The sequence below is a fragment of the Pseudomonas sp. GM21 genome, assembly GCF_000282215.1.
Lineage (GTDB): Bacteria > Pseudomonadota > Gammaproteobacteria > Pseudomonadales > Pseudomonadaceae > Aquipseudomonas.
Map to the genome: position 1 here is coordinate 1 of NZ_AKJS01000020.1, position 21,864 is coordinate 21,864.

Genomic DNA, 21,864 nt, shown 5'->3' on the forward strand with positions numbered 1-21,864 from the left:
TGCTGCCGCTGCCGCTCATGCCCTCGGCGTTTCGCTGTTTGGCATCGCCACGGGGCTGGCCGCCGTGCAACCGGTCAAGGGTCGCACCGTCGCGCAACTGGCCACCAACGGCATGCGCGTTATTGATGATACGTACAACGCAAATCCGACCTCCATGTGCGCCGCCGTTGATATACTCGCCGGCTTTTCCGGTCGCACCGTCCTGGTGCTCGGGGATATCGGCGAGTTGGGCGATTGGGCGGAGCAGGGGCACCGCGATGTGGGTGAATACGCCCGCGGCAAGGTGTCTGCGCTGTATGCCGTCGGACCCAACATGGTTCACGCCGTAAACGCTTTCGGTCCACAGGCCTTTCACTTCAGCACTCAGGCTGAACTGATCAAGGCCTTGGGCGCCGAGCAAGACACCAACACCACTATTTTGATCAAGGGTTCGCGCAGCGCTGCGATGGAAAACATCGTCGCGGCTTTGTGCGGGTCCAGTCTGGAGAAACATTAATGCTGCTGCTGCTAGCGGAGTATCTGCAACAGTTCTACAAAGGCTTCGCGGTCTTTCAGTACCTGACCCTGCGCGGGATTCTCGGTGTGCTGACCGCGCTGGTTTTGTCCCTGTGCTATGGCCCGTGGATGATCCGTACCTTGCAGAACCGTCAGATCGGTCAATCCGTACGCAACGACGGCCCACAATCGCACCTCTCCAAGTCCGGCACGCCAACCATGGGTGGCGCGCTGATTCTGTCGTCCATCGGCGTCAGCACCTTGCTTTGGGCTGACCTGAGCAACCGTTATGTCTGGACTGTACTGTTGGTGACGTTGCTGTTCGGCGCCATCGGCTGGGTCGACGATTATCGCAAAGTGATCGAGAAGAACTCCCGTGGCTTGCCGAGCCGCTGGAAGTATTTCTGGCAATCGGTATTTGGTCTGGGCGCAGCGATCTTCCTTTATATGACCGCCGCTACCCCGGTAGAAACCACCCTGATCCTGCCGATGCTCAAGGATTACAGCATTGCGCTGGGCGCAGGCTTTATCGTGCTGACCTACTTCGTGATCGTCGGTTCGAGCAACGCAGTCAACCTGACTGACGGCCTCGATGGTCTGGCCATCATGCCGACTGTAATGGTCGGCGGCGGTCTGGGGATCTTCTGCTACCTGTCGGGTAACGTGAAATTCGCTGAGTACCTGCTGATCCCTTATGTGCCGGGCGCGGGTGAACTGATCGTGTTCTGCGGCGCGTTGATCGGTGCGGGCCTCGGGTTCCTGTGGTTCAACACCTATCCGGCCCAGGTTTTCATGGGCGATGTCGGCGCACTGGCGCTGGGCGCGGCGCTGGGCACCATCGCGGTGATCGTCCGTCAGGAAATCGTCCTGTTCATCATGGGCGGCGTGTTCGTGATGGAGACCCTGTCGGTGGTCATTCAGGTTGCTTCTTTCAAGATGACCGGTCGCCGGGTGTTCCGCATGGCACCGATTCACCACCACTTTGAACTCAAGGGCTGGCCCGAGCCACGCGTGATCGTCCGTTTCTGGATCATCACCGTGATTCTCGTGCTGGTTGGCCTTGCCACTCTGAAGCTGAGGTAGAAACTCGTGTCTCTGATCGCTTCTGACCACTTCCGCATCGTTGTCGGCCTCGGCAAGAGCGGCATGTCCCTGGTTCGCTTCCTGGCGAACCGGGGCACGTCGTTTGCTGTGGCCGATACGCGGGAAAATCCACCGGAACTGGCCACGCTCAAGCGTGACTATCCGCACGTGGAAGTGCGTTGTGGCGAGCTGGACGTCGAGTTCCTGTGCCGTGCCGACGAGCTCTACGTGAGCCCCGGCCTGGCGTTGGCGACCCCGGCCCTGCAGGCTGCCGCTGCCCGTGGCGTGAAATTGTCCGGCGACATCGAGTTGTTTGCGCGTAACGCGAAGGCACCGATTGTCGCCATCAGCGGTTCCAACGCGAAAAGCACCGTCACCACCCTGGTCGGCGAGATGGCGGCTGCGGCAGGCAAGCGCGTGGCCGTCGGTGGCAACCTCGGTACGCCGGCACTGGACCTGCTCAGCGATGACATCGAGCTGTACGTGATGGAACTGTCGAGTTTCCAGCTGGAAACCACCGATCAACTTAACGCCGAAGTGGCGACCGTGCTCAACGTCAGCGAAGACCACATGGATCGTTACAGCGGTCTGCCGGCCTATCATCTGGCCAAGCACCGGATCTTCCGTGGCGCCAGGCAGTTTGTGGTCAACCGTCAGGACGCCCTGAGCCGTCCGTTGATGGGCGAGGGCCAGCCGTGTTGGACCTTTGGTCTGGGCAAGCCTGATTTCAAGGCCTTCGGTATCCGCGAAGAAGAGGGCGAGAAATACCTGGCCTTCGAATTCCAGAACCTGATGCCGGTGCGCGAACTGAAAATCCGTGGTGCCCACAACCAGTCCAATGCCCTCGCGGCCTTGGCGCTGGGCCACGCTGTCGGTCTGCCATTCGACGCCATGCTCACGGCCCTGCGCTCCTTCGCCGGACTTGAGCATCGTTGCCAGTGGGTCCGTGATCTGGATGGCGTCGGCTATTACAACGACTCCAAGGCCACTAACGTCGGCGCTGCACTGGCGGCCATCGAAGGCCTGGGTGCGGACATCGAAGGCAAGATCGTGCTGATCGCCGGCGGCGACGGCAAAGGTGCAGAGTTCAATGATCTGCGCGATCCGGTGGCTGCCAACTGCCGCGCCGTGATCCTGATGGGCCGTGACTCCGACAAGATCGGCGAGGCCATCGGCGATGCCGTGCCGCTGATTCGCGTCAGCTCGCTGGTTGAAGCCGTAGCGAAATGCCGTACGGCTGCCGAACCCGGTGACGTGGTGCTGCTGTCACCTGCCTGCGCCAGTTTCGACATGTTCAAGAACTACGAAGACCGCGGTCACCAGTTCGTCCAGGCAGTGGAGGAACTGGCATGAGCCTGAAAAACATCATCAAGCCTTATCCGTCGCCCATCATCACCGGGCGCGGCATCGACCTCGATTTTCCGATGCTCGCCGGTTGCCTGGCATTGATCGGCCTGGGGCTGGTCATGATTGCATCGGCATCGACCGAGGTAGGGGCGGTGCAGTCGGGCAGTGCCCTGTATTACATGATTCGCCACCTTATTTACGTGGTGCTGGGCTTGGGTGCCTGCATCGTCACCATGATGATTCCGATTGCCACCTGGCAACGCCTGGGCTGGCTGATGCTGCTGGGTGCGTTCGGTCTGCTGGTGATGGTGATCGTTCCGGGGATTGGCCGTGAAGTGAACGGTTCGATGCGCTGGATCGGTTTCAGTTTCTTCAACGTCCAGCCTTCCGAGATCGCCAAGGTGTTCGTGGTGATCTACCTCGCCGGTTATCTGGTGCGTCGCCAGAAAGAAGTGCGTGAAAGCTGGATGGGCTTCTTCAAGCCGTTCATCGTGCTGTTGCCGATGGCGGGGCTGTTGCTGATGGAGCCGGACTTCGGTGCCACCGTCGTGATGATGGGGGCGGCTGCGGCGATGCTGTTCCTTGGCGGGGTCGGGCTGTTCCGGTTTTCCTTGATGGTGGCCCTGGCCGTCGGGGCGGTGGTGTTGTTGATTCAAATGCAGCCGTATCGAATGGCGCGCCTGACCAACTTTGCCGATCCATGGGCCGACCAGTTCGGTGCCGGCTATCAGCTGTCGCAGGCATTGATCGCCTTCGGTCGCGGCGAGTGGCTGGGTGTTGGCCTGGGCAACAGCGTGCAGAAACAGTTCTACCTGCCGGAAGCCCACACCGACTTCGTGTTCTCGGTACTGGCCGAAGAACTGGGTGCCGTGGGTTCGTTGTGCACCGTGGCGCTGTTCACCTTTGTCTGTATTCGTGGCATGTACATTGGTTATTGGGCCGAGAAGGCCAAGCAATTCTTCGCTGCCTACATCGCGTACGGCCTGTCGTTCCTGTGGATTGGTCAGTTCCTGATCAACATCGGCGTGAACGTCGGTCTGCTGCCGACCAAAGGCCTGACGCTGCCATTCCTCAGTTATGGCGGTAGCTCGCTGGTGATTTGCGGTGCCTGTCTCGGCTTGTTGCTGCGCATCGAGTGGGAGAGTCGAACCCACCTGGGCAGTGAAGAGATGGAGTTCCATGAGAGCGACTTCGCCGAGGAGCCGACCCATGGGCGCTAACGTATTGATCATGGCCGGCGGCACCGGGGGGCATGTATTCCCTGCGCTGGCCTGTGCTCGCGAATTCCAGGCCCGCGGTTACACCGTGCATTGGCTGGGAACGCCGCGTGGCATTGAAAACGACCTGGTGCCGATGGCCGGTATCGAGCTGCATCGGATCAACGCCAGCGGTCTGCGCGGCAAGGGCAAGCTGTCCTTGCTCAAGGCACCGTTCATGTTGCTCAAATCCGTCTGGCAAGCGCGGGCGATCATTCGTCAGCTGCGGCCGGTGTGCGTGGTGGGCTTTGGTGGTTATGTGACCGGACCTGGCGGTGTTGCTGCCAAACTGTCTGGTGTACCGGTGATCGTTCATGAGCAGAACGCCGTGGCCGGTACCGCCAATCGGTTGCTGGTGCCGTTGGCCGCCCGGGTCTGTGAAGCGTTCCCCGACACCTTTACCCTGTCGGACTGCCGTCGGACCACCGGTAACCCGGTGCGCACCGAGCTGTTCCTCGAAACAGCGCGACCTGCCCTGGCCGGTCGCAAGGCTCGTTTGCTGATCCTGGGCGGAAGCCTGGGCGCAGAACCGTTGAACAAATTGCTGCCTGAAGCCCTGTCGCAAGTCGCCCCCGACCTGCGCCCGGACGTGTTCCATCAGGCCGGCAAAAACCACGATGAAGTGACTGCAGAGCGCTATCGCGCGGCTGGCGTCGAGGCGCAAGTGCAGCCTTTCATCAAAGACATGGCCCAAGCCTATGGCTGGGCCGACCTGGTGGTGTGCCGCGCAGGCGCGTTGACCATCAGTGAACTGGCCGCCGCCGGTCTGCCCTCGATGCTGGTGCCTTTGCCCCATGCGATCGACGATCACCAGACCCGCAACGCTGATTATTTGGCCCGTGAAGGCGCTGCCTTCCTGATGCCGCAAAGAACGACTGGCGCAGCGGATCTTGCCGCTCGCCTGACAGAGGTCCTGATGCAACCACAACGACTCAACGATATGGCTACTGCGGCACGCCGCCTGGCCAAACCCGATGCCACCCGTAACGTGGTCGATACCTGTCTGGAGGTGGCCCATGGTTGAGAATCAGAAAGCCATGCCGCAACCGGAGATGCGCCGCATCCGTAAAATTCACTTCGTCGGCATCGGCGGCGTGGGCATGTGCGGCATCGCTGAAGTGTTGTTGAACCTGGGCTATGACGTGTCCGGTTCCGACCTGAAAGCGTCGCCCGTGACCGAGCGCCTGGAGTCTTTCGGCGCGCAGATCTTTATCGGCCACCGCGCCGAGAACGCCGCGTCGGCCGATGTGCTGGTGGTGTCGAGCGCCGTCAACACCTCCAACCCGGAAGTCGCGACTGCACTGGAACGCCGTATTCCGGTGGTGCCTCGCGCCGAGATGCTGGCTGAACTGATGCGCTACCGTCACGGTATCGCCGTCGCCGGTACGCACGGTAAAACCACCACCACCAGCTTGATCGCTTCGGTGTTCGCGGCCGGTGGCCTGGACCCGACGTTCGTCATTGGTGGTCGTCTGAATGCCGCGGGCACCAATGCCCAGCTCGGCACCAGCCGTTACCTGATTGCCGAAGCCGACGAAAGCGACGCCAGTTTCCTGCACTTGCAGCCGTTGGTGGCTGTGGTCACCAACATCGACGCCGATCACATGGCGACCTACGACGGTGACTTCAACAAACTGAAGAAAACCTTCGTCGAGTTCCTCCACAACCTGCCGTTCTATGGGCTGGCCGTGGTGTGCCTGGACGATCCGGTGGTGCGTGAAATCCTCCCTCTGGTCAAACGCCCGACCGTCACTTACGGCTTCGGCGATGACTGCGACGTGCGCGCCATCAATGTGCGTCAGCAGGGTATGCAGACCTTCTTCACGGTGCTGCGCCCTGAGCGCGAGCCGCTGGATGTCTCGGTGAATATGCCGGGCAACCACAACGTATTGAACGCGCTGGCCACTATCTGCATCGCTTCTGATGAGGGTGTCAGCGATGAAGCCATCGTCCAGGGCCTGTCCGGATTCCAGGGTGTTGGCCGTCGCTTCCAGGTCTACGGCGAACTGCCGGTCGAAGGCGGCAACGTGATGCTGGTCGACGATTACGGTCATCACCCGACCGAAGTCGCTGCCGTGATCAAAGCCGTGCGCGGTGGCTGGCCGGAGCGTCGTCTGGTGATGGTCTACCAGCCGCACCGTTACAGCCGCACCCGTGACCTGTACGACGATTTCGTCAATGTACTGGCTGACGCCAACGTCCTGCTGTTGATGGAAGTCTACCCGGCCGGCGAAGAGCCGATCCCGGGCGCCGACAGCCGCAAATTGTGCAACAGCATCCGTCAGCGCGGTCAGCTGGACCCGATCTACATCGAGCGCGGCGTCGACCTCGCGCCGCTGGTCAAGCCTCTGCTGCGTGCTGGCGACATCCTGCTGTGCCAGGGCGCCGGTGATATCGGTGGCCTTGCTCCGAAACTATTGAACAGTCCGTTGTTCGCTGGCGCCGTTGCCGCGCCAAGCGTGGGGAAGTTGAAATGACTGCTGCTTACGCCAACCTCGTCTCCACTGTCGCGCCGAAAGATTTCGGCCGCGTTGCCGTGCTGTTCGGCGGCAAGAGTGCCGAGCGGGAAGTTTCCCTGAAGTCGGGTAACGCGGTACTCGCGGCACTGCAAAGTGCCGGTGTGGATGCGTTCGGTCTCGACGTCGGTGATGACCTGTTGCAGCGTTTGCTCAACGAAAAAATCGACCGCGCCTTCATCATCCTCCACGGTCGTGGCGGTGAAGACGGCAGCATGCAGGGCCTGCTCGAATGCCTGGGCATTCCGTACACCGGCAGCGGCATTCTGGCCTCGGCGCTGGCCATGGACAAGCTGCGCACCAAACAGGTCTGGCACAGCCTGGGTATTCCGACGCCGCGTCATGCCGTATTGAGCAGCGAGGCCGATTGTATTTCGGCAGCGACGGAACTGGGCTTCCCTTTGATCGTCAAACCGGCGCATGAAGGTTCAAGTATCGGTATGGCCAAAGTGAATTGCGCGTCCGATTTGATCGGCGCCTGGAAAGCGGCCAGTACCTACGATTCGCAAGTGTTGGTCGAGCAATGGATTCAGGGTCCGGAGTTCACCATCGCCACCCTGCGTGACCAGGTGTTGCCTCCAATTGCCTTGGGCACGACGCACAGCTTCTACGATTACGACGCCAAGTACATCGCCAACGATACCCAGTACCGCATTCCGTGCGGGCTCGACAGCACCAAGGAAAAGGAACTCATGGACCTCACGGCGAAAGCCTGCGAGGCGCTGGGTATCGCCGGTTGGGGCAGGGCAGACGTGATGCAGGATGCCGATGGGCAGTTCTGGTTCCTGGAAGTGAACACCGCACCGGGTATGACCGATCACAGCCTGGTGCCGATGGCGGCCCGTGCTGCCGGTCTGGATTTCCAGCAACTGGTTCTGGCCATTCTGGCAGCCAGTGTTGTCGGCAACACTGCCGGTAACCAAGAGTCGGCGAGAGGTTAGGACCATGCAAGGCGCATCGCTAAGACATCAGCCCCCTCCAGCACCCGGCCGCAAGCCGGTGCCACGGGGGGCCAGCCGAATGGTGGCAAAAGAGCCGATGTCGATGCGCCTGCCGAAAGCCAATTTTGGCTTTCTCAAAGCCTTGTTCTGGCCGGTGCTGTTGGTCGCTCTGGGGTTTGGTACTTACGAAGGCGCGCAGCGTTTGCTGCCGTACGCCGACCGGCCAATCACCAAGATCAACGTGCAAGGCGATTTGAGTTACATCAGCCAGCAAGCCGTGCAGCAGCGAATCGCCCCGTACGTGGCGTCGAGCTTCTTCACCATCGACCTGGAGAGCATGCGCACCGAGCTTGAAACGATGCCATGGATTGCTCACGCCGAAGTGCGCCGGGTGTGGCCGGATCAAGTGGTGATCCGCCTGGAAGAACAACTGCCGGTGGCCCGTTGGGGCGATGAATCGCTGTTGAACAACCAGGGCCAGGCGTTCACCCCGCGTGAGCTGGCGAACTACGAACACTTGCCACAGCTGTTCGGCCCCCAACGGGCTCAACAGCAGGTGATGCAGCAATACCAGGTGCTGAGCCAGATGCTCAGGCCGCTGGGCTTCTCGATTGCACGCCTGGAATTGCGTGAACGCGGCAGCTGGTTCCTGACCACTGGCGCCGGCAGTGCCGGTCCCGGGATCGAACTGCTGCTGGGGCGCGGCAAGCTGGTAGAGAAGATGCGCCGTTTCATCGCCATCTATGACAAGACGCTTAAAGAACAGATTACGAACATTGCGCGCATCGATCTGCGCTACGCCAACGGCCTCGCTGTTGGCTGGCGGGAACCTGTAGCGCCCACGACAGCCCAACCCGCTGTCGCGAAGAATTAAGAAGAGGCAGGACCCATGGCAAACGTGCAAAGCGGCAAAATGATCGTCGGTCTCGATATCGGCACCTCCAAGGTGGTGGCGCTGGTCGGCGAGGTTGCGGACGACGGCACGCTCGAAATCGTCGGGATCGGTACCCATCCGTCCCGTGGCCTGAAAAAAGGCGTGGTGGTGAACATCGAATCCACCGTGCAGTCGATCCAGCGCGCTATCGAAGAAGCGCAGCTGATGGCCGGTTGCCGCATTCACTCGGCGTTTGTCGGTGTGGCCGGCAATCACATCCGCAGCCTGAACTCCCACGGCATCGTCGCCATTCGTGATCGCGAAGTCAGCCCGGCCGACCTTGAGCGCGTCCTCGACGCGGCCCAGGCTGTGGCGATTCCGGCGGACCAGCGCGTGCTGCACACCCTGCCGCAGGATTACGTGATCGATAACCAGGAAGGTGTCCGCGAGCCGCTGGGCATGTCCGGCGTGCGTCTGGAAGCCAAGGTTCACGTGGTCACCTGCGCCGTCAACGCCGCACAGAACATTGAAAAATGCGTGCGTCGTTGTGGCCTGGAAATCGACGACATCATTCTCGAACAACTGGCTTCCGCCTATTCGGTCCTGACCGACGACGAGAAAGAGCTGGGCGTTTGCCTGGTGGACATCGGCGGTGGCACCACCGACATCGCGATCTTCACCGAAGGTGCGATCCGTCACACCGCCGTGATCCCGATTGCGGGCGATCAGGTGACCAACGACATCGCCATGGCGTTGCGTACTCCGACCCAGTACGCCGAAGAAATCAAGATTCGCTACGCCTGCGCCCTGGCCAAACTGGCCGGTGCCGGTGAGACCATCAAGGTTCCAAGCGTTGGCGACCGTCCACCGCGCGAGCTGTCCCGTCAGGCCCTGGCCGAGGTGGTCGAGCCGCGTTACGACGAGCTGTTCACGCTGATCCAGGCTGAACTGCGCCGCAGCGGCTACGAAGACCTGATCCCGGCCGGCATCGTGCTGACCGGTGGTACGGCGAAGATGGAAGGCGCCACTGAACTGGCTGAAGAGATTTTCCACATGCCGGTGCGCCTGGGCGTGCCCCATGGCGTCAAGGGTCTGGACGACGTGGTGCGCAACCCGATTTATTCCACCGGCGTTGGCCTGTTGATGTACGGCCTGCAAAAGCAGTCCGACGGGATTTCGTTCTCGGGCATCAGCAGCCGTGACAGCTACAGCAATGAAGAACCGAAAGCCGCCTTGCTCGATCGCATCAAGAGCTGGGTACAAGGCAACTTCTAACGAAGCAGATTCAAGCGGCAAGCAACAAGCCGCAAGAGCAAGCAGTAAAAGCGACAAGCAGCAAAAGCAGTAGGCGAAAAAACTAGAGAACGTAAAGGAGAGGGAAAATGTTCGAACTCGTAGACAACATCCCCGCAAGCCCGGTCATTAAAGTTATCGGTGTTGGCGGTGGCGGCGGAAACGCTGTGAATCACATGGTCAAGAGCAACATTGAAGGCGTTGAATTCATCTGCGCCAACACTGATGCCCAGGCGCTGAAATCCATCGGCGCGCGGACCATCCTGCAATTGGGTACCGGTGTGACCAAGGGTCTGGGCGCCGGCGCCAACCCTGAAGTAGGTCGTCAGGCCGCTCTCGAAGACCGTGAGCGCATTGCCGAAGTCCTGCAGGGCACCAACATGGTGTTCATCACCACGGGCATGGGCGGCGGTACCGGTACCGGTGCGGCGCCAATCATTGCCGAAGTGGCCAAGGAAATGGGGATCCTCACCGTTGCGGTGGTGACTCGTCCGTTCCCGTTCGAAGGTCGCAAGCGCATGCAGATCGCCGACGAAGGCATCCGTCTGCTGTCTGAAAGCGTTGACTCGTTGATCACCATTCCCAACGAGAAGCTGCTGACCATCCTTGGCAAGGACGCAAGCCTGCTGTCCGCATTCGCCAAGGCTGACGATGTGCTGGCCGGTGCCGTTCGCGGTATTTCCGACATCATCAAGCGCCCGGGCATGATCAACGTCGACTTCGCCGACGTCCGTACCGTGATGAGCGAAATGGGCATGGCAATGATGGGCACTGGCTGCGCCAGCGGTCCGAACCGTGCACGCGAGGCCACCGAAGCGGCCATTCGCAACCCGTTGCTCGAAGACGTGAACCTGCAAGGTGCACGCGGCATCCTGGTGAACATCACCGCCGGTCCTGACCTGTCGCTGGGTGAGTACTCCGACGTGGGTAGCATCATTGAAGCCTTCGCTTCCGAGCATGCGATGGTCAAGGTCGGTACCGTTATCGATCCGGACATGCGCGACGAGCTGCACGTGACTGTGGTGGCTACCGGTCTGGGCGCAAAAATCGAGAAGCCGGTGAAGGTCATCGACAACACCGTTCACACCTCGATGGCTTCCCAGCCGCAGCAATCGGCTCCCGCTCGTCAGGAACAACCGGCGGTGAACTACCGTGATCTGGACCGTCCGACCGTCATGCGCAACCAGGCTCAGGCCGGTGCCGCGACTGCCGCGAAGATGAATCCGCAAGATGATCTGGACTACCTGGATATCCCGGCATTCCTGCGTCGTCAGGCTGATTGATGGAATGTATCAGGGCTATGAAGTTGATTGGTGTTCAGCAAAGGTCTGGTCTGCTATCATCGCCAGCCTTTGTTGATACCAGTTCGCAATTTGCGCTGAAGCGGCCCAAGCCATGATTAAACAACGCACACTGAAAAATATTATCCGTGCCACAGGTGTAGGCCTGCACTCCGGGGAGAAGGTATACCTGACCCTCAAGCCCGCGCCTATCGACACCGGCATCGTGTTTTGTCGTGCTGACCTCGATCCTGTGGTGCAGATACCTGCTCGTGCAGAAAACGTTGGCGAAACCACTATGTCGACCACACTGGTCAACGGTGACGTCAAAGTGGACACGGTGGAGCACTTGCTTTCGGCCATGGCTGGCCTGGGCATCGATAACGCCTACGTCGAGCTCTCCGCGTCCGAAGTCCCGATCATGGATGGTAGCGCTGGACCTTTCGTATTCCTGATTCAATCGGCCGGCCTGGAAGAACAGGACGCTCCGAAGAAGTTCATCCGGATCCTGCGGGAAGTGACAGTGGAAGACGGCGACAAGCGCGCCACTTTCGTCCCTTTCGAAGGCTTCAAGGTGAGTTTCGAGATCGATTTCGATCACCCGGTTTTCCGTAACCGCACACAAAGTGCAAGCGTGGATTTTTCCAGCACTTCGTTCGTAAAAGAAGTCAGCCGCGCCCGTACCTTTGGTTTCATGAGTGACATCGAGTACCTGCGCAAGCACAACCTCGCACTCGGCGGCAGCGTTGAAAACGCTATTGTGGTCGACGCGGATGGTGTACTGAACGAAGACGGCCTTCGCTATGAAGACGAATTCGTGAAGCACAAGATCCTCGATGCAATTGGTGACCTCTACCTGCTGGGCAATAGCCTGATTGGTGAGTTCAAGGGCTTCAAGTCCGGACATGCATTGAACAACCAGCTGCTGCGCAAGTTGATTGAGCAGACAGATGCTTGGGAAGTCGTGACTTTCGAAGACGCCAGCACTGCACCGATCTCTTACATGCGTCCCGTCGCGGCCGTGTAAGCAAAAACCTCTCTAGTTTTTAAAGGCTGCCTTCGGGTGGCTTTTTTTTATGGCTGAAGAAAAGTTAATGCGTTGTTCGTTCCGGCCCCATGGATGATCGTTCCCACGCTCTGCGTGGGAATGAAGCCCGAGATGCTCCGCGTCTCATCCAGAGCCGGACGCGGAGCGTCCGTTGAGGCATTCCCACGCAGAGCGTGGGAACGATCAGCCACAACAAAAAAAGCCGCTGACAGCAGCGGCTTTGAAGACAACTTTTCAAGGGAAGAGCCGATGAAAAGTGTCGAGGGAAACAGAGTCGTTGTATGAATCAGCTGTCTTTCTCATTCAGCGTCTGGCTTGCAGACGTCGATGTTTGAGGGGATTGCGCAGCGTCTGGAGCTTTGGCCGTCATTTCGCTCTGATACTGATCGTAGGCCGTGGTGCGTGCGGCATTTTGCGCGACGAACGTTTGCGACTCTTCCGCCATGGCGAATGGAGACAGGAACAAAGAGGACAAAACGAACGCGCTGGCAATACCCTTGATGTTGGACATCTTTAAAACCTTCTTGCTTGGCAAGTGCTGTTTGGTGCGGGCAAAGATAAGGATCTTGGCCAATGGGAAACAGAGCCAGTTCAAGAAAGGACTATTGCGGTTGAGGCAACAGTAAGAAATGCAACACCGCACCTGTAGCAGCTGGCGAAGCCTGCGTTCGGCTGCGAAGCAGTCGTCAATCCGGGCAACTCGGATCACCTGAAACACCGCAGTGTCTGGTTTCACGACTGCTTCGCAGCCGGACGCAGGCTTCGCCAGCTGCTACAGGTCCGTGTGAGGACTAGACGGGAAGGTGAATCCCGAAAGTATTCATCCCGTGGTCACTGCGCACAAACACATCCCCACCATGCATCAGTGCAATCGCCTTGACGATCGCCAGCCCCAACCCGTGATTGTTGCCGCTATTGCTGCGCGACGCATCCACTCGGTAAAAACGCTCAAACAGCCGGGGCAAATGCTCCCTGGCAATCGGTGTTCCGGGGTTGGCGACGCCGATGCTCACCTGATGCTCGTCGACTTCGATTCGCACCTGAATCACTCGTCCAGGTTCAGTGTGCTGCACCGCGTTGCTCAGCAGATTGATCAATGCCCGACGCAGATGCGCGATCTCGATCCGCACCTGCGCATCACCACTGACCTGTACCTGAACCTGTGCATCCTCAAGAATGAAATCCAGGTACTCCAGCGTTGTCGCCACTTCATCGGCGAGCGAGGTGGAGGTCAGTTTGGTGGCCTTGCTGCCCTGATCCGCACTGGCGAGGAACAGCATGTCGTTGATGATCGAGCGCAGCCGTTCCAGTTCTTCGAGGTTCGATTGCAGCACTTCAAAATAGTGCTCGGCGGAGCGCCCACGCGTCAGCGCGACCTGGGTCTGGCCGATCAGGTTAGTCAGCGGCGAACGCAACTCATGGGCGACGTCGGCGTTGAACGACTCCAGCCGTGAATAAGCCTGCTCAACCCGCTCCAGCGTCGAGTTGAACGAATTGACGAACTGGTCCAGTTCCGGCGGCAGCGACGACAATCGCAAGCGCCCGGAACGCAGCGGCGGCGCCAGGCGCTGGGCTTCCTGAGACAGTTTGATCAAAGGCTGGAGGCCGATCCGCGCCACCCAATACCCCAACGCAGAAGCCAGTAACACACCGACAATCGCCAGGCTGATCAACGCGATCAGCAAGTGATGTTGAGTTTCGACAAACGTCTCGGTGTCGATGCCGATCATGAAGCGCAACGGTGGGCGTTGATCCTTGGCCGGGAACTGGCTCACCAGCACTTTCAGCGGGTAGGGATGGTCTGGCAACTGCAAGTCACGCATGCCCAGCGGCCCTTCGGCGAAGCTACGGATTTGCGGTGTGAGGTTGCCGTATTCGTAGTGCGGATCGCCGCTGATAATCCAGAAACTGATGCGCTTGTCTTCTTCGCCGAGCAGCTTGAGCTTGTTGTTGATCTTCACCCAATGCTCGGGCGTGCCATACCGGCCGACGGTGGATTCGAGCACGCTGTAGCGCGCGTCCAGTTCGGCTTCGGGCAGCAACCCCAGGCCTTTATCGACCTGCTGATACAGCGCCCAGCCGATCAACAAAAACACCAGCAGCGCCACCAGGGTGAACATTCCACTGAGGCGCAGGGCAATCGAATTACTGGACACCACGGCTCTCCAGCACATAACCCATGCCACGAATCGTGTGCAGCAGTTTCTCGTCGAACGGCCCGTCGAGCTTGGCCCGCAGACGCTTGATGGCGACTTCGACGACGTTGGCGTCGCTGTCGAAGTTGATGTCCCAGACCATCTCGGCAATCGCGGTTTTCGAGAGGATTTCACCTTGCCGACGGGCCAGCACACTGAGCAGCGAAAACTCCTTGGCCGTCAGGTCAAGGCGAGTGCCGGCGCGTGTAGCCTTGCGGCTGATCAAATCTATCCACAGGTCGGCGATGCTCACTTGCACCGGTTCGTGGCCGCCGCTGCGCCGGGTCAGCGCTTGCAGGCGCGCCACCAGTTCAAGGAAGGAAAATGGCTTGCCCAGGTAATCGTCAGCGCCGTCGCGCAGGCCTTTGATACGGTCTTCCACCCGCTCGCGGGCGGTGAGCATGATCACTGGGGTTTGCTTGCGTGCACGCAAAGCGCGCAACACGCCGAAGCCGTCGAGGCCTGGCAGCATGACGTCAAGGACGATTACCGCGTAGTCACTTTCCAGCGCCAGGTGCAGGCCTTCCACGCCATCCCGCGCCACGTCCACGGTGTAACCCTGTTCCGTCAGGCCGCGGTGTAAATAGTCCGCGGTTTTTTCTTCGTCTTCGATGATCAGAACGCGCATGACCCCGCCTCAGTCTGTGGTCGCCAGCGCCGGTATCGGGGCTGGTTCAGGTCGATGGAAAAACCGCTCAAGCCACAAGTATATGACCGGAGTGGTGAACAGCGTCAGCGCCTGGCTCACCAGCAAGCCGCCGACCACCGCGATGCCCAGTGGCTGGCGCAGTTCAGCGCCGGTGCCGTAGCCGAGCATCAGTGGCAGGGCGCCGAGCAGGGCGGCGAGGGTGGTCATGATGATCGGCCGGAACCGTGTGATACAGGCCTCGAAGATCGCCTCTTCCGGTGGCAAGCCACGGTTGCGCTGGGCGTCGAGCGCGAAGTCGATCATCAGGATGCCGTTTTTCTTGACGATACCGATCAGCAGCACCAGCCCGATCAGCGCCATGATCGAAAAGTCCTGGCCGCAAATCCACAACATGATCACCGCCCCGAGCCCCGCCGAGGGCAGCGTCGAGATGATGGTCAGCGGGTGCACGAAGCTCTCGTAGAGCACGCCGAGAATGATGTACACCGCCAGCAGCGCCGCCAGAATCAGCCACGGCTGGCTGGCCAGCGAGCTCTGGAATGCCTGGGCCGCGCCCTGGAAGTTACCGCTCATGGCCGCCGGCATGCCGATATCGACCTTGGCCTGGTTGAGCATGATCACCGCATCACCCAACGCTACGCCGGGCGCGAGGTTGAATGACAAGTTGGCCGCCGGGAACATGCCGTCATGGGCGATGGACAGCGGGCCGACCGTAGGCGCATCAAATTTGGCCAGCGCCGACAGTGGCACCATTTCCCCGCTGAGAGGCGAGCGCAGGTAGAAATAGTTGAGGCTTTCGGCCTTGCCGCGTTGTTTGGTGTCCAGTTCCAGAATCACGTTGTACTGGTTGATCTGGGTCTGGAATTCATTGACCTGGCGCTGACCAAACGCATCGTACAGCGCTTCGTCGACATCACTGGCGGTCAGGCCGAAACGCGCCGCGGCGCTGCGATCGATGCTGATGTGGGTAATGCTGCCGCCCAGTTGCAGGTCGTTGGAAATGTCGCGGAACGCCGGGTTGCTGCGCAATTTTTCCGTCAGGCGCTGGGTCCAGGTGCTGAGGGTCGCGCCGTCGTTGCTTTTGAGCACGTATTGGTACTGGGCGCGGCTTGGGCCGGAGCTGAGGTTGATGTCCTGGCCGGCGCGCAGGTACAACACGATGCCCGGGACCTTCATCAGTTGCGGACGAATCCGGTCGATGAACTGACTGGCCGAGACGTCGCGATCACCGCGTTTTTTCAGGGAGATCCAGAAGCGGCCGTTGGCGATGGTCTGGTTACTGCCAGACACACCGACCGAGTGGGAAAACGCCGCGACTGCGGGATCCGCCGCGACGATTTCGGCCATCGCCAAGTGTTTTTTTACCATGTCGCCGTAGGAAATATCGGCGGCGGCTTCGGTCGTCCCGAGGACAAACCCGGTGTCCTGCACTGGGAAGAAACCCTTGGGGATAAAAATGTAACCGGCGACGGCCAGACCCAGCGACAAGCAGAAAACCCCGAGCATCAATTTTTGATGGATAAGGGCGCGACGCAGCCATTTTTCGTAGCCGGCCAGCAAGCGTTCGCCGAACGTGGGTTTGCTGTGGGCGTGATGCACCGGCGCACGCATAAACATCGCGGCCAGGGTTGGCGCCAGCGTCAGCGACACCACCACCGAAATCATGATGGTTGAAGTGGCCGTCAGGGCGAACTCCTTGAACAACCGCCCGACCACGCCGCCCATGAACAGCAGCGGAATGAACGCCGCGACCAGCGAGAAACTGATCGAGACCACGGTAAAACCAATCTCGCCGGCACCCTTGATCGCCGCTTCGCGCATGCCGTCGCCGGCCTCAAGGTGCCGGTGAATGTTCTCCACCACCACAATCGCATCGTCGACCACAAACCCAACGGCCACCACAATCGCCACCAGGGTCAGGTTGTTCAGGCTGAAGCCCATGATGTACATCAGGGCGAAACTCGCGATCAGGGAAACGCCCAGCACCGCGGACACAATCAGGGTCGCCGACCATTGGCGCAGGAACAGCGCCATCACCGCCACCACCAGCAGGATCGCGATCAGCAGGGTGATTTCCACTTCATGCAAAGACGCGCGGATGGTCTGGGTGCGGTCGACCAGTACGTTGACCTGCACCGAAGCGGGGAGCATGGCTTGCAGTGTGGGCAGTGCGGCTTGTATGCGGTCCACGGTCTCGACGATGTTCGCGCCCGGTTGCCGGAAAATCACCAGGTTCACCCCGGGCTTACCGTCGGCCCAGGCCTGAATGTAGGCATCTTCCGAACCGTTGACGACTTTGGCGACATCCCTCAGATGAACCGGGGCGCCGTCCTTGTAGGAAACGATGAGTTGGCTGTATTCCTCGGGGTGAAACAGCTGGTCGTTGGTCGACAGTGTCGAAATACTCGACTCGCCGTACAACGCCCCTTTGGCCAGGTTGAGGCTGGTGTTCTGGATGGCCAGGCGAATGTCGGCGAGGGTCAGGCCGATGGCCGCCAGTTTGTCCGCCAAGGCTTGGACGCGAATCGCCGGACGTTGCTGACCGGTGATGTTGATCTGGCCTACACCATCGATCTGGCTGATCTGACGCGACAGCAGGGTTTCCACCAGGTCGCTGAGTTCAGTGCCGGGCATTTGCGTGGAGTTGATGCTGAGGATCAGCACCGGGCTGTCGGCCGGATTGACCTTGCGCCAGGTCGGCAGGTTGGGCATGTCCTTGGGCAGTTTGCCGGCAGCGGTGTTGATCGCGGCCTGGACTTCCTGGGCGGCGGTGTCGATGCTTTTGTCGAGGGTGAATTGCAGGATCAGGATGGTCGAGCCCAAGGCGCTGCTCGATGTCATTTGGGTCACGCCAGGAATGGAACTGAATTGCACTTCAAGCGGCGTGGCTACCGATGACGCCATGGTTTCCGGGCTGGCGCCGGGCAGTTGCGCGGCCACCTGAATGGTCGGGAATTCGGCTTCCGGCAGCGGCGCAATCGACAGGCGCGGAAAGGCGATGGCGCCGAGCAGCACCAACGCGAAGGTCAGCAGGATAGTGGCGACCGGGTGATCGATGCACCAGGCAGAGATCGAGCCGTGACCTTTCATGGCTTCGGCTCCGATTGCACCACCTGCGGTGGTTCGGTCAGCACCTGCACGGTCGACCCCGGCTTGAGTCGCGACTGGCCATCAGTGACCAGCACATCGCCCGGTTTCACGCCTTTGATGATGTCCTGGCCGCTGCCTTGCGCAACCACCTGCACGGTGACGGCTTCAACCTTGTCACCGTTGACCCGGTACACGAAGTGTTGATCGAGGCCCCGTTGTACGACAGTGGGCGGCACCACCAGGGCATCTTTCTCCAGGGCTGTCTGAATTTTTACCGTCACCAGCAGCCCCGGCCAGAGTTTCTGCCCGGGGTTGTTGAATTCGGCCTTGGCGCGAATGGTCCCGGTGTTGGCGTTGATCTGGTTATCGATCAGGGTCAAGTGACCTTCGCCCAGCAGGTTGCCGGTTTCACCGTCGGTGTCGGCGCCAATGTAGGCTTTTACCCGTGCGCGCTGCGGGTCGCCGATCAGCCCTTGCAGGGTCGGCAGCATGTGCTGCGGCAGGGAGAACTCGACGGCAATCGGGTCGATCTGCGTCACCGTGAACAGGCCCTGGGTATCGGTCATGCGCAGGAAGTTGCCTTCATCCACTGTACGAATACCGACGCGACCGCTGACCGGGGAGCGAATCTGCGTGTAGGAGAGTTGCACCTGTGCAGCGTCGATCGAAGCCTGATTGCCCTGGGCGGTGGCCTTGAGTTGATTGACCAGCGCTTGTTGCTGGTCGTAAGTCTGTTTCGACACCCCGTCGTCAACGCTGAGCAACTTGTAACGCTTGAGATTGACCAGCGCCACTTGCAACTGCGCCTGGCTTTCGCCCAGCTGGGCACGAGCCTGATCGAGGCTGGCGCGGATCGAACGGTCGTCGATGGTGGCGAGCAGGTCACCTTTACTCACCAACTGGCCTTCCTTGACCAGGATTTTGGTGAGAATGCCGTCGATCTGCGGGCGCACCACGACGCTGTGCAGGGACAGCACCGAACCGATGCCGCTGACGTAACGCGGCACGTCTTTTTCAACGACGTTGACCACGCGCACCGGAATCGCGGTAGGGGCAGCGAGTTTGCCCGTGGCGGGCTTGGTGACGTACCAGGACCCCAGCGCTGCCAAGGCTATAAGCAGACCTGCGATCAAGGCGGATTTTTTCTGAATTCGCATGCGAGTGGGGCGCCGGGCTAATGGGTCAGGGTATTTTCAGATTTATACCCTCTTTATAACCCTGTCAGCCCGTCAGGAGGGTGACTGGTAACTGACGGGGTTGTCAGTTTGGGCGTTTAGATCAGCGGCGGACGGCGTATCAGTCAACACAAAACCTGACGGACTCGCTTGTCGCGTGAAGCTTGCAGCTCTCGACACAGGTATACTGCCGCCTTTCGCGGCTCGCTGACCGGGCCCGACTCTATGTGCATCACCCGGAGCTTTCATGACTTCCCCGACACAACCGCCGGTTGCCGACGCTTTGAGCGACGACCAGGCAGACCTGCCAGACAGCGTCGACTCCAGCGCAGACAGCGAAACCAAAGCCGCGATTCCGGCATTCAAGTTCCCGTTCAAACCGGGTGATCTGGCCGCTGCAAAGAACGCCAGCCAGCCTTGGTACAAGAATGGCGCGAAGAATGGCCATACCAAGACCCCGGGTGCGGCGCCTCCAGGTACGCGTCGTTCGATGGGTAAGCGCTGAGTTTGTAACTTTGCGGTGTTTGACCAATCGCCTTCGCGAGCAAGTCGAATCGTCGCATCGCCGCTCCCACCTATGATTTGCGTACGGCGCGGTTAAATGTGGGAGCGGGCTTGCTCGCGAAGGGGCCATCACAGACAGCTCATCCCTTGAATCAAGCCGCCCGCATTGAAATAAACGCAAAGTTCACCGCCGCATCCGTCGCCCTGTGCGCACCTATCGCCTACTGGACCTTGGCGGTCGAGCGGATGGAGTCCCATTCGGTGACGTAGGCGGTTTTTTTCTGCTTGTTGTAGAGACACAGTTCGGTGCCTTGCTGGCCTTTCATGTGTTTTTGCGGGTATTGGCCTTGCAACAGGAGCGCGGTGTAACCCACCCGGTCATCGAACTGCGCCGCGTTGCCGACCGGTTTGGCATTTTTCAGGCCGCTGGCTTTGGTGCAGCTGGCGAGGACTGCCTTGTCATAGGCGGCCCAGGCATCTGGGCTGGAGGCTTGGGCCTGGGAGGCGAGGGCGGTGAGGCAGAGGAAGGTCAGGGTTGCGGCTTTCATGGTTTAAGCGTCCTTGGCAGTCATGGAATGGCCGACGTTGGAGTGTCTCAGACTGGAACCGGTTCCCGGCGGACCACATACATCCCGACGCTTTCATACAACCGCTGCGCCCGAAGGTTGTCTTCCAATACTTTCAAATCGACAAACCCTTCCCGGCGTTGCTGAAATACGTTGAATGCCTGCAGCAGCAATGCGCGGCCAAGCCCGAGGCGTTGCGCTCGCGGATGCACCACCAGGTTTTTGACGTAGGCGCTGGTCCAGCACTGGCACACGCCGACGACACCGTCGGCATCAAGCGCTATGAAACACAGGGTGGGATCGTATTCGGGGTCGGTTTCAAAGCGTTGTTGCCACACCTCCAGCGCCGGCACGCGGCCGCCGCCGTCCTGAAAACCCTGTTCCATCAAGCAATGAACGGCTGCTGCTGATTCAGGGCGGTATTGGGTGAGGACAATTCCTTGAGGCCAGGTAATCGCCGGGACAGCCTGCGCGAGGTTGCGCCGCATCAAAAAACAAAAGCCCTCGGCCACCTCAATGACCTTGTTCAGCGACGGCCTTGGCCGCGTCGATCAGGCATTTGGTCAGTTCTGGCGAAGAGAACTTGGTCAGCACTGCGTTGGCTCCGGCCAGACGCGCCTTTTCGCTGTTCATCGCACTGTCCAGCGACGTATGCAACAACACATACAGGTGCGAGAAATCCGGCGTTTCGCGCAAGGTACGGGTGAAAGCGTAGCCGTCCATCTCCGACATTTCGATGTCCGAGACGATCAGGTTGATCTGCTGGGCCGTGCCTTGCAGGTCGAGCAGGCAGTCGATGGCTTCCTTGGCGCTGCGCGCGGTGTGGCATTGCAGGCCAAGGTTGCGCAGGGTGTGCACGGATTGTTGCAGGGCGACCTGGCTGTCATCGACCACCAGAATACGCGCGCTGCCCAAGACTTCCGCGTCTTCCATGCTCAGCTCGGTCGGGGCGCTTTCGATCTGTGCCGGCGCAATGCCGTGGATGACTTTTTCGATGTCCAGCACTTGTACCAATGTGCCGTCGACCGAGGTCACGCCGGTGATGTACGAACGCACGCCGCCGGAACCGAAGGGGGGCGGGCGGATGTCGGTGGTCAGGCAGTGAACGATCTTGCTCACCGCCTGAACATGCAGGCCCTGCTTGGAGCGACTGACATCGGTGACGATCAGGCAGCCACCGTTCGGGTCTTCCAGCGGACGCTCGCCGATGGCGCGGCTCAGGTCGATCACCGACAACGAAGCGCCACGCAGGGTGGCGATGCCTTTGACGTGGGGATGCGACTCCGGCAGCCGGGTCAGCGGCGGGCAGGGGATGATTTCACTGACTTTCAGCAGGTTGATCGCCATCAGCTTGCCGCTGCGCAAGGTAAACAGCAGAAGCGAAAGTGAATCTGCGCGGGCTTTGGTGGAGGACATAAAAACCTTCTGTGGAAAAGGTGATGGGCGATCGCGGGATGGCCCACAACTATCGATATCGGGTTATCGACTTGTAGTGGGCAGGCTTTAGGGACATTCCATCGCACGCCGGTGAATGCATTCTTTGTAGCAGCTG

The 21,864-nt window shown here is 60.1% G+C and carries 20 protein-coding genes; 12 read left to right on the forward strand and 8 right to left on the reverse strand.

Annotation, left to right across the window (positions count from 1 at the left end; translation table 11 throughout):
* From PMI22_RS24205 to lpxC, 11 genes are all read left to right on the forward strand, one after another.
* The coding region (locus PMI22_RS24205) for a glutamate ligase domain-containing protein (protein WP_007943473.1) at positions 1 to 496 on the forward strand (496 nt) is incomplete at its 5' end.
* Positions 496 to 1,578 carry a phospho-N-acetylmuramoyl-pentapeptide-transferase gene (gene mraY / locus PMI22_RS24200; RefSeq protein ID WP_007943474.1) on the forward strand — a complete coding sequence of 361 codons (1,083 nt, stop codon included), beginning with the start codon at positions 496 to 498 and terminating at the stop codon, positions 1,576 to 1,578. The genes PMI22_RS24205 and mraY, both read left to right, overlap by 1 nt.
* Positions 1,579 to 1,584: 6 nt before the next feature.
* Positions 1,585 to 2,931, forward strand: a complete 1,347-nt coding sequence (gene murD, locus PMI22_RS24195) for a UDP-N-acetylmuramoyl-L-alanine--D-glutamate ligase (RefSeq protein WP_007943475.1) — start codon at positions 1,585 to 1,587, stop codon at positions 2,929 to 2,931.
* Positions 2,928 to 4,145 (forward strand): putative lipid II flippase FtsW, encoded by a 1,218-nt coding sequence (gene ftsW / locus PMI22_RS24190; protein ID WP_007943476.1) that lies wholly within the window; start codon positions 2,928 to 2,930, stop codon positions 4,143 to 4,145. The genes murD and ftsW overlap by 4 nt, the downstream gene beginning before the upstream one ends.
* Entirely contained in the window at positions 4,135 to 5,205 is a 1,071-nt protein-coding gene (gene murG / locus PMI22_RS24185) for an undecaprenyldiphospho-muramoylpentapeptide beta-N-acetylglucosaminyltransferase (RefSeq protein WP_007943478.1), read from the forward strand. Before ftsW ends, murG begins: the two co-directional genes overlap by 11 nt.
* Positions 5,198 to 6,658, forward strand: coding sequence for a UDP-N-acetylmuramate--L-alanine ligase (gene murC / locus PMI22_RS24180; protein WP_007943482.1), 1,461 nt, complete (start codon positions 5,198 to 5,200; stop codon positions 6,656 to 6,658). Before murG ends, murC begins: the two co-directional genes overlap by 8 nt.
* A complete protein-coding gene (locus PMI22_RS24175; RefSeq protein ID WP_007943483.1) occupies positions 6,655 to 7,638 on the forward strand; it encodes a D-alanine--D-alanine ligase in 984 nt (327 codons plus the stop codon). Before murC ends, PMI22_RS24175 begins: the two co-directional genes overlap by 4 nt.
* A 4-nt stretch (positions 7,639 to 7,642) precedes the next feature.
* Positions 7,643 to 8,512: a cell division protein FtsQ/DivIB gene (locus PMI22_RS24170; RefSeq protein ID WP_007943484.1), complete on the forward strand. Its 870-nt coding sequence runs from the start codon at positions 7,643 to 7,645 to the stop codon at positions 8,510 to 8,512.
* A gap of 15 nt (positions 8,513 to 8,527) precedes the next feature.
* A complete protein-coding gene (gene ftsA, locus PMI22_RS24165) occupies positions 8,528 to 9,787 on the forward strand; it encodes a cell division protein FtsA (RefSeq protein WP_007943485.1) in 1,260 nt (419 codons plus the stop codon).
* Between the two features lie 107 nt (positions 9,788 to 9,894).
* The gene (ftsZ, locus tag PMI22_RS24160; RefSeq protein ID WP_007943486.1) at positions 9,895 to 11,088 is read left to right on the forward strand and encodes a cell division protein FtsZ; all 1,194 of its coding nucleotides are present in this window, start codon (positions 9,895 to 9,897) and stop codon (positions 11,086 to 11,088) included.
* Positions 11,089 to 11,200: 112 nt separating this feature from the next.
* The gene (gene lpxC, locus PMI22_RS24155) at positions 11,201 to 12,112 is read left to right on the forward strand and encodes a UDP-3-O-acyl-N-acetylglucosamine deacetylase (RefSeq protein ID WP_007943488.1); all 912 of its coding nucleotides are present in this window, start codon (positions 11,201 to 11,203) and stop codon (positions 12,110 to 12,112) included.
* A 307-nt stretch (positions 12,113 to 12,419) separates the two neighbouring features.
* Here lpxC and PMI22_RS24150 read toward each other — a convergent pair whose 3' ends face one another.
* The 5 genes from PMI22_RS24150 to PMI22_RS24130 form a co-directional block, all read right to left on the reverse strand.
* Positions 12,420 to 12,644, reverse strand: coding sequence for a hypothetical protein (locus tag PMI22_RS24150; protein ID WP_007943489.1), 225 nt, complete (start codon positions 12,642 to 12,644; stop codon positions 12,420 to 12,422).
* Positions 12,645 to 12,924: 280 nt separating this feature from the next.
* The gene (locus PMI22_RS24145; protein WP_007943490.1) at positions 12,925 to 14,289 is read right to left on the reverse strand and encodes a heavy metal sensor histidine kinase; all 1,365 of its coding nucleotides are present in this window, start codon (positions 14,287 to 14,289) and stop codon (positions 12,925 to 12,927) included.
* The gene (locus PMI22_RS24140) at positions 14,279 to 14,956 is read right to left on the reverse strand and encodes a heavy metal response regulator transcription factor (RefSeq protein WP_007943491.1); all 678 of its coding nucleotides are present in this window, start codon (positions 14,954 to 14,956) and stop codon (positions 14,279 to 14,281) included. The genes PMI22_RS24145 and PMI22_RS24140 overlap by 11 nt, the downstream gene beginning before the upstream one ends.
* Before the next feature lie 9 nt (positions 14,957 to 14,965).
* Positions 14,966 to 18,067: a multidrug efflux RND transporter permease subunit gene (locus PMI22_RS24135; protein WP_007943492.1), complete on the reverse strand. Its 3,102-nt coding sequence runs from the start codon at positions 18,065 to 18,067 to the stop codon at positions 14,966 to 14,968.
* Positions 18,064 to 19,224, reverse strand: a complete 1,161-nt coding sequence (locus PMI22_RS24130; RefSeq protein WP_007943494.1) for an efflux RND transporter periplasmic adaptor subunit — start codon at positions 19,222 to 19,224, stop codon at positions 18,064 to 18,066. Before PMI22_RS24130 ends, PMI22_RS24135 begins: the two co-directional genes overlap by 4 nt.
* Before the next feature lie 265 nt (positions 19,225 to 19,489).
* On the opposite strand from PMI22_RS24130, the gene PMI22_RS24125 reads away from it, so the two are divergent.
* The gene (locus PMI22_RS24125) at positions 19,490 to 19,747 is read left to right on the forward strand and encodes a hypothetical protein (protein WP_007943495.1); all 258 of its coding nucleotides are present in this window, start codon (positions 19,490 to 19,492) and stop codon (positions 19,745 to 19,747) included.
* 220 nt (positions 19,748 to 19,967) lie between these two features.
* On the opposite strand, the gene PMI22_RS24120 is transcribed toward PMI22_RS24125, so the two are convergent.
* The 3 genes from PMI22_RS24120 to PMI22_RS24115 are packed head-to-tail and all read right to left on the reverse strand — an operon-like array spanning position 19,968 to position 21,728.
* Positions 19,968 to 20,294, reverse strand: a complete 327-nt coding sequence (locus PMI22_RS24120) for a hypothetical protein (protein ID WP_007943496.1) — start codon at positions 20,292 to 20,294, stop codon at positions 19,968 to 19,970.
* Between the two features lie 47 nt (positions 20,295 to 20,341).
* Positions 20,342 to 20,800, reverse strand: a complete 459-nt coding sequence (locus PMI22_RS0129125) for a GNAT family N-acetyltransferase (protein ID WP_033048843.1) — start codon at positions 20,798 to 20,800, stop codon at positions 20,342 to 20,344.
* A gap of 25 nt (positions 20,801 to 20,825) precedes the next feature.
* A complete protein-coding gene (locus tag PMI22_RS24115) occupies positions 20,826 to 21,728 on the reverse strand; it encodes a chemotaxis protein CheV (protein WP_007943498.1) in 903 nt (300 codons plus the stop codon).
* Between the last annotated feature and the right edge of the window lie 136 nt (positions 21,729 to 21,864).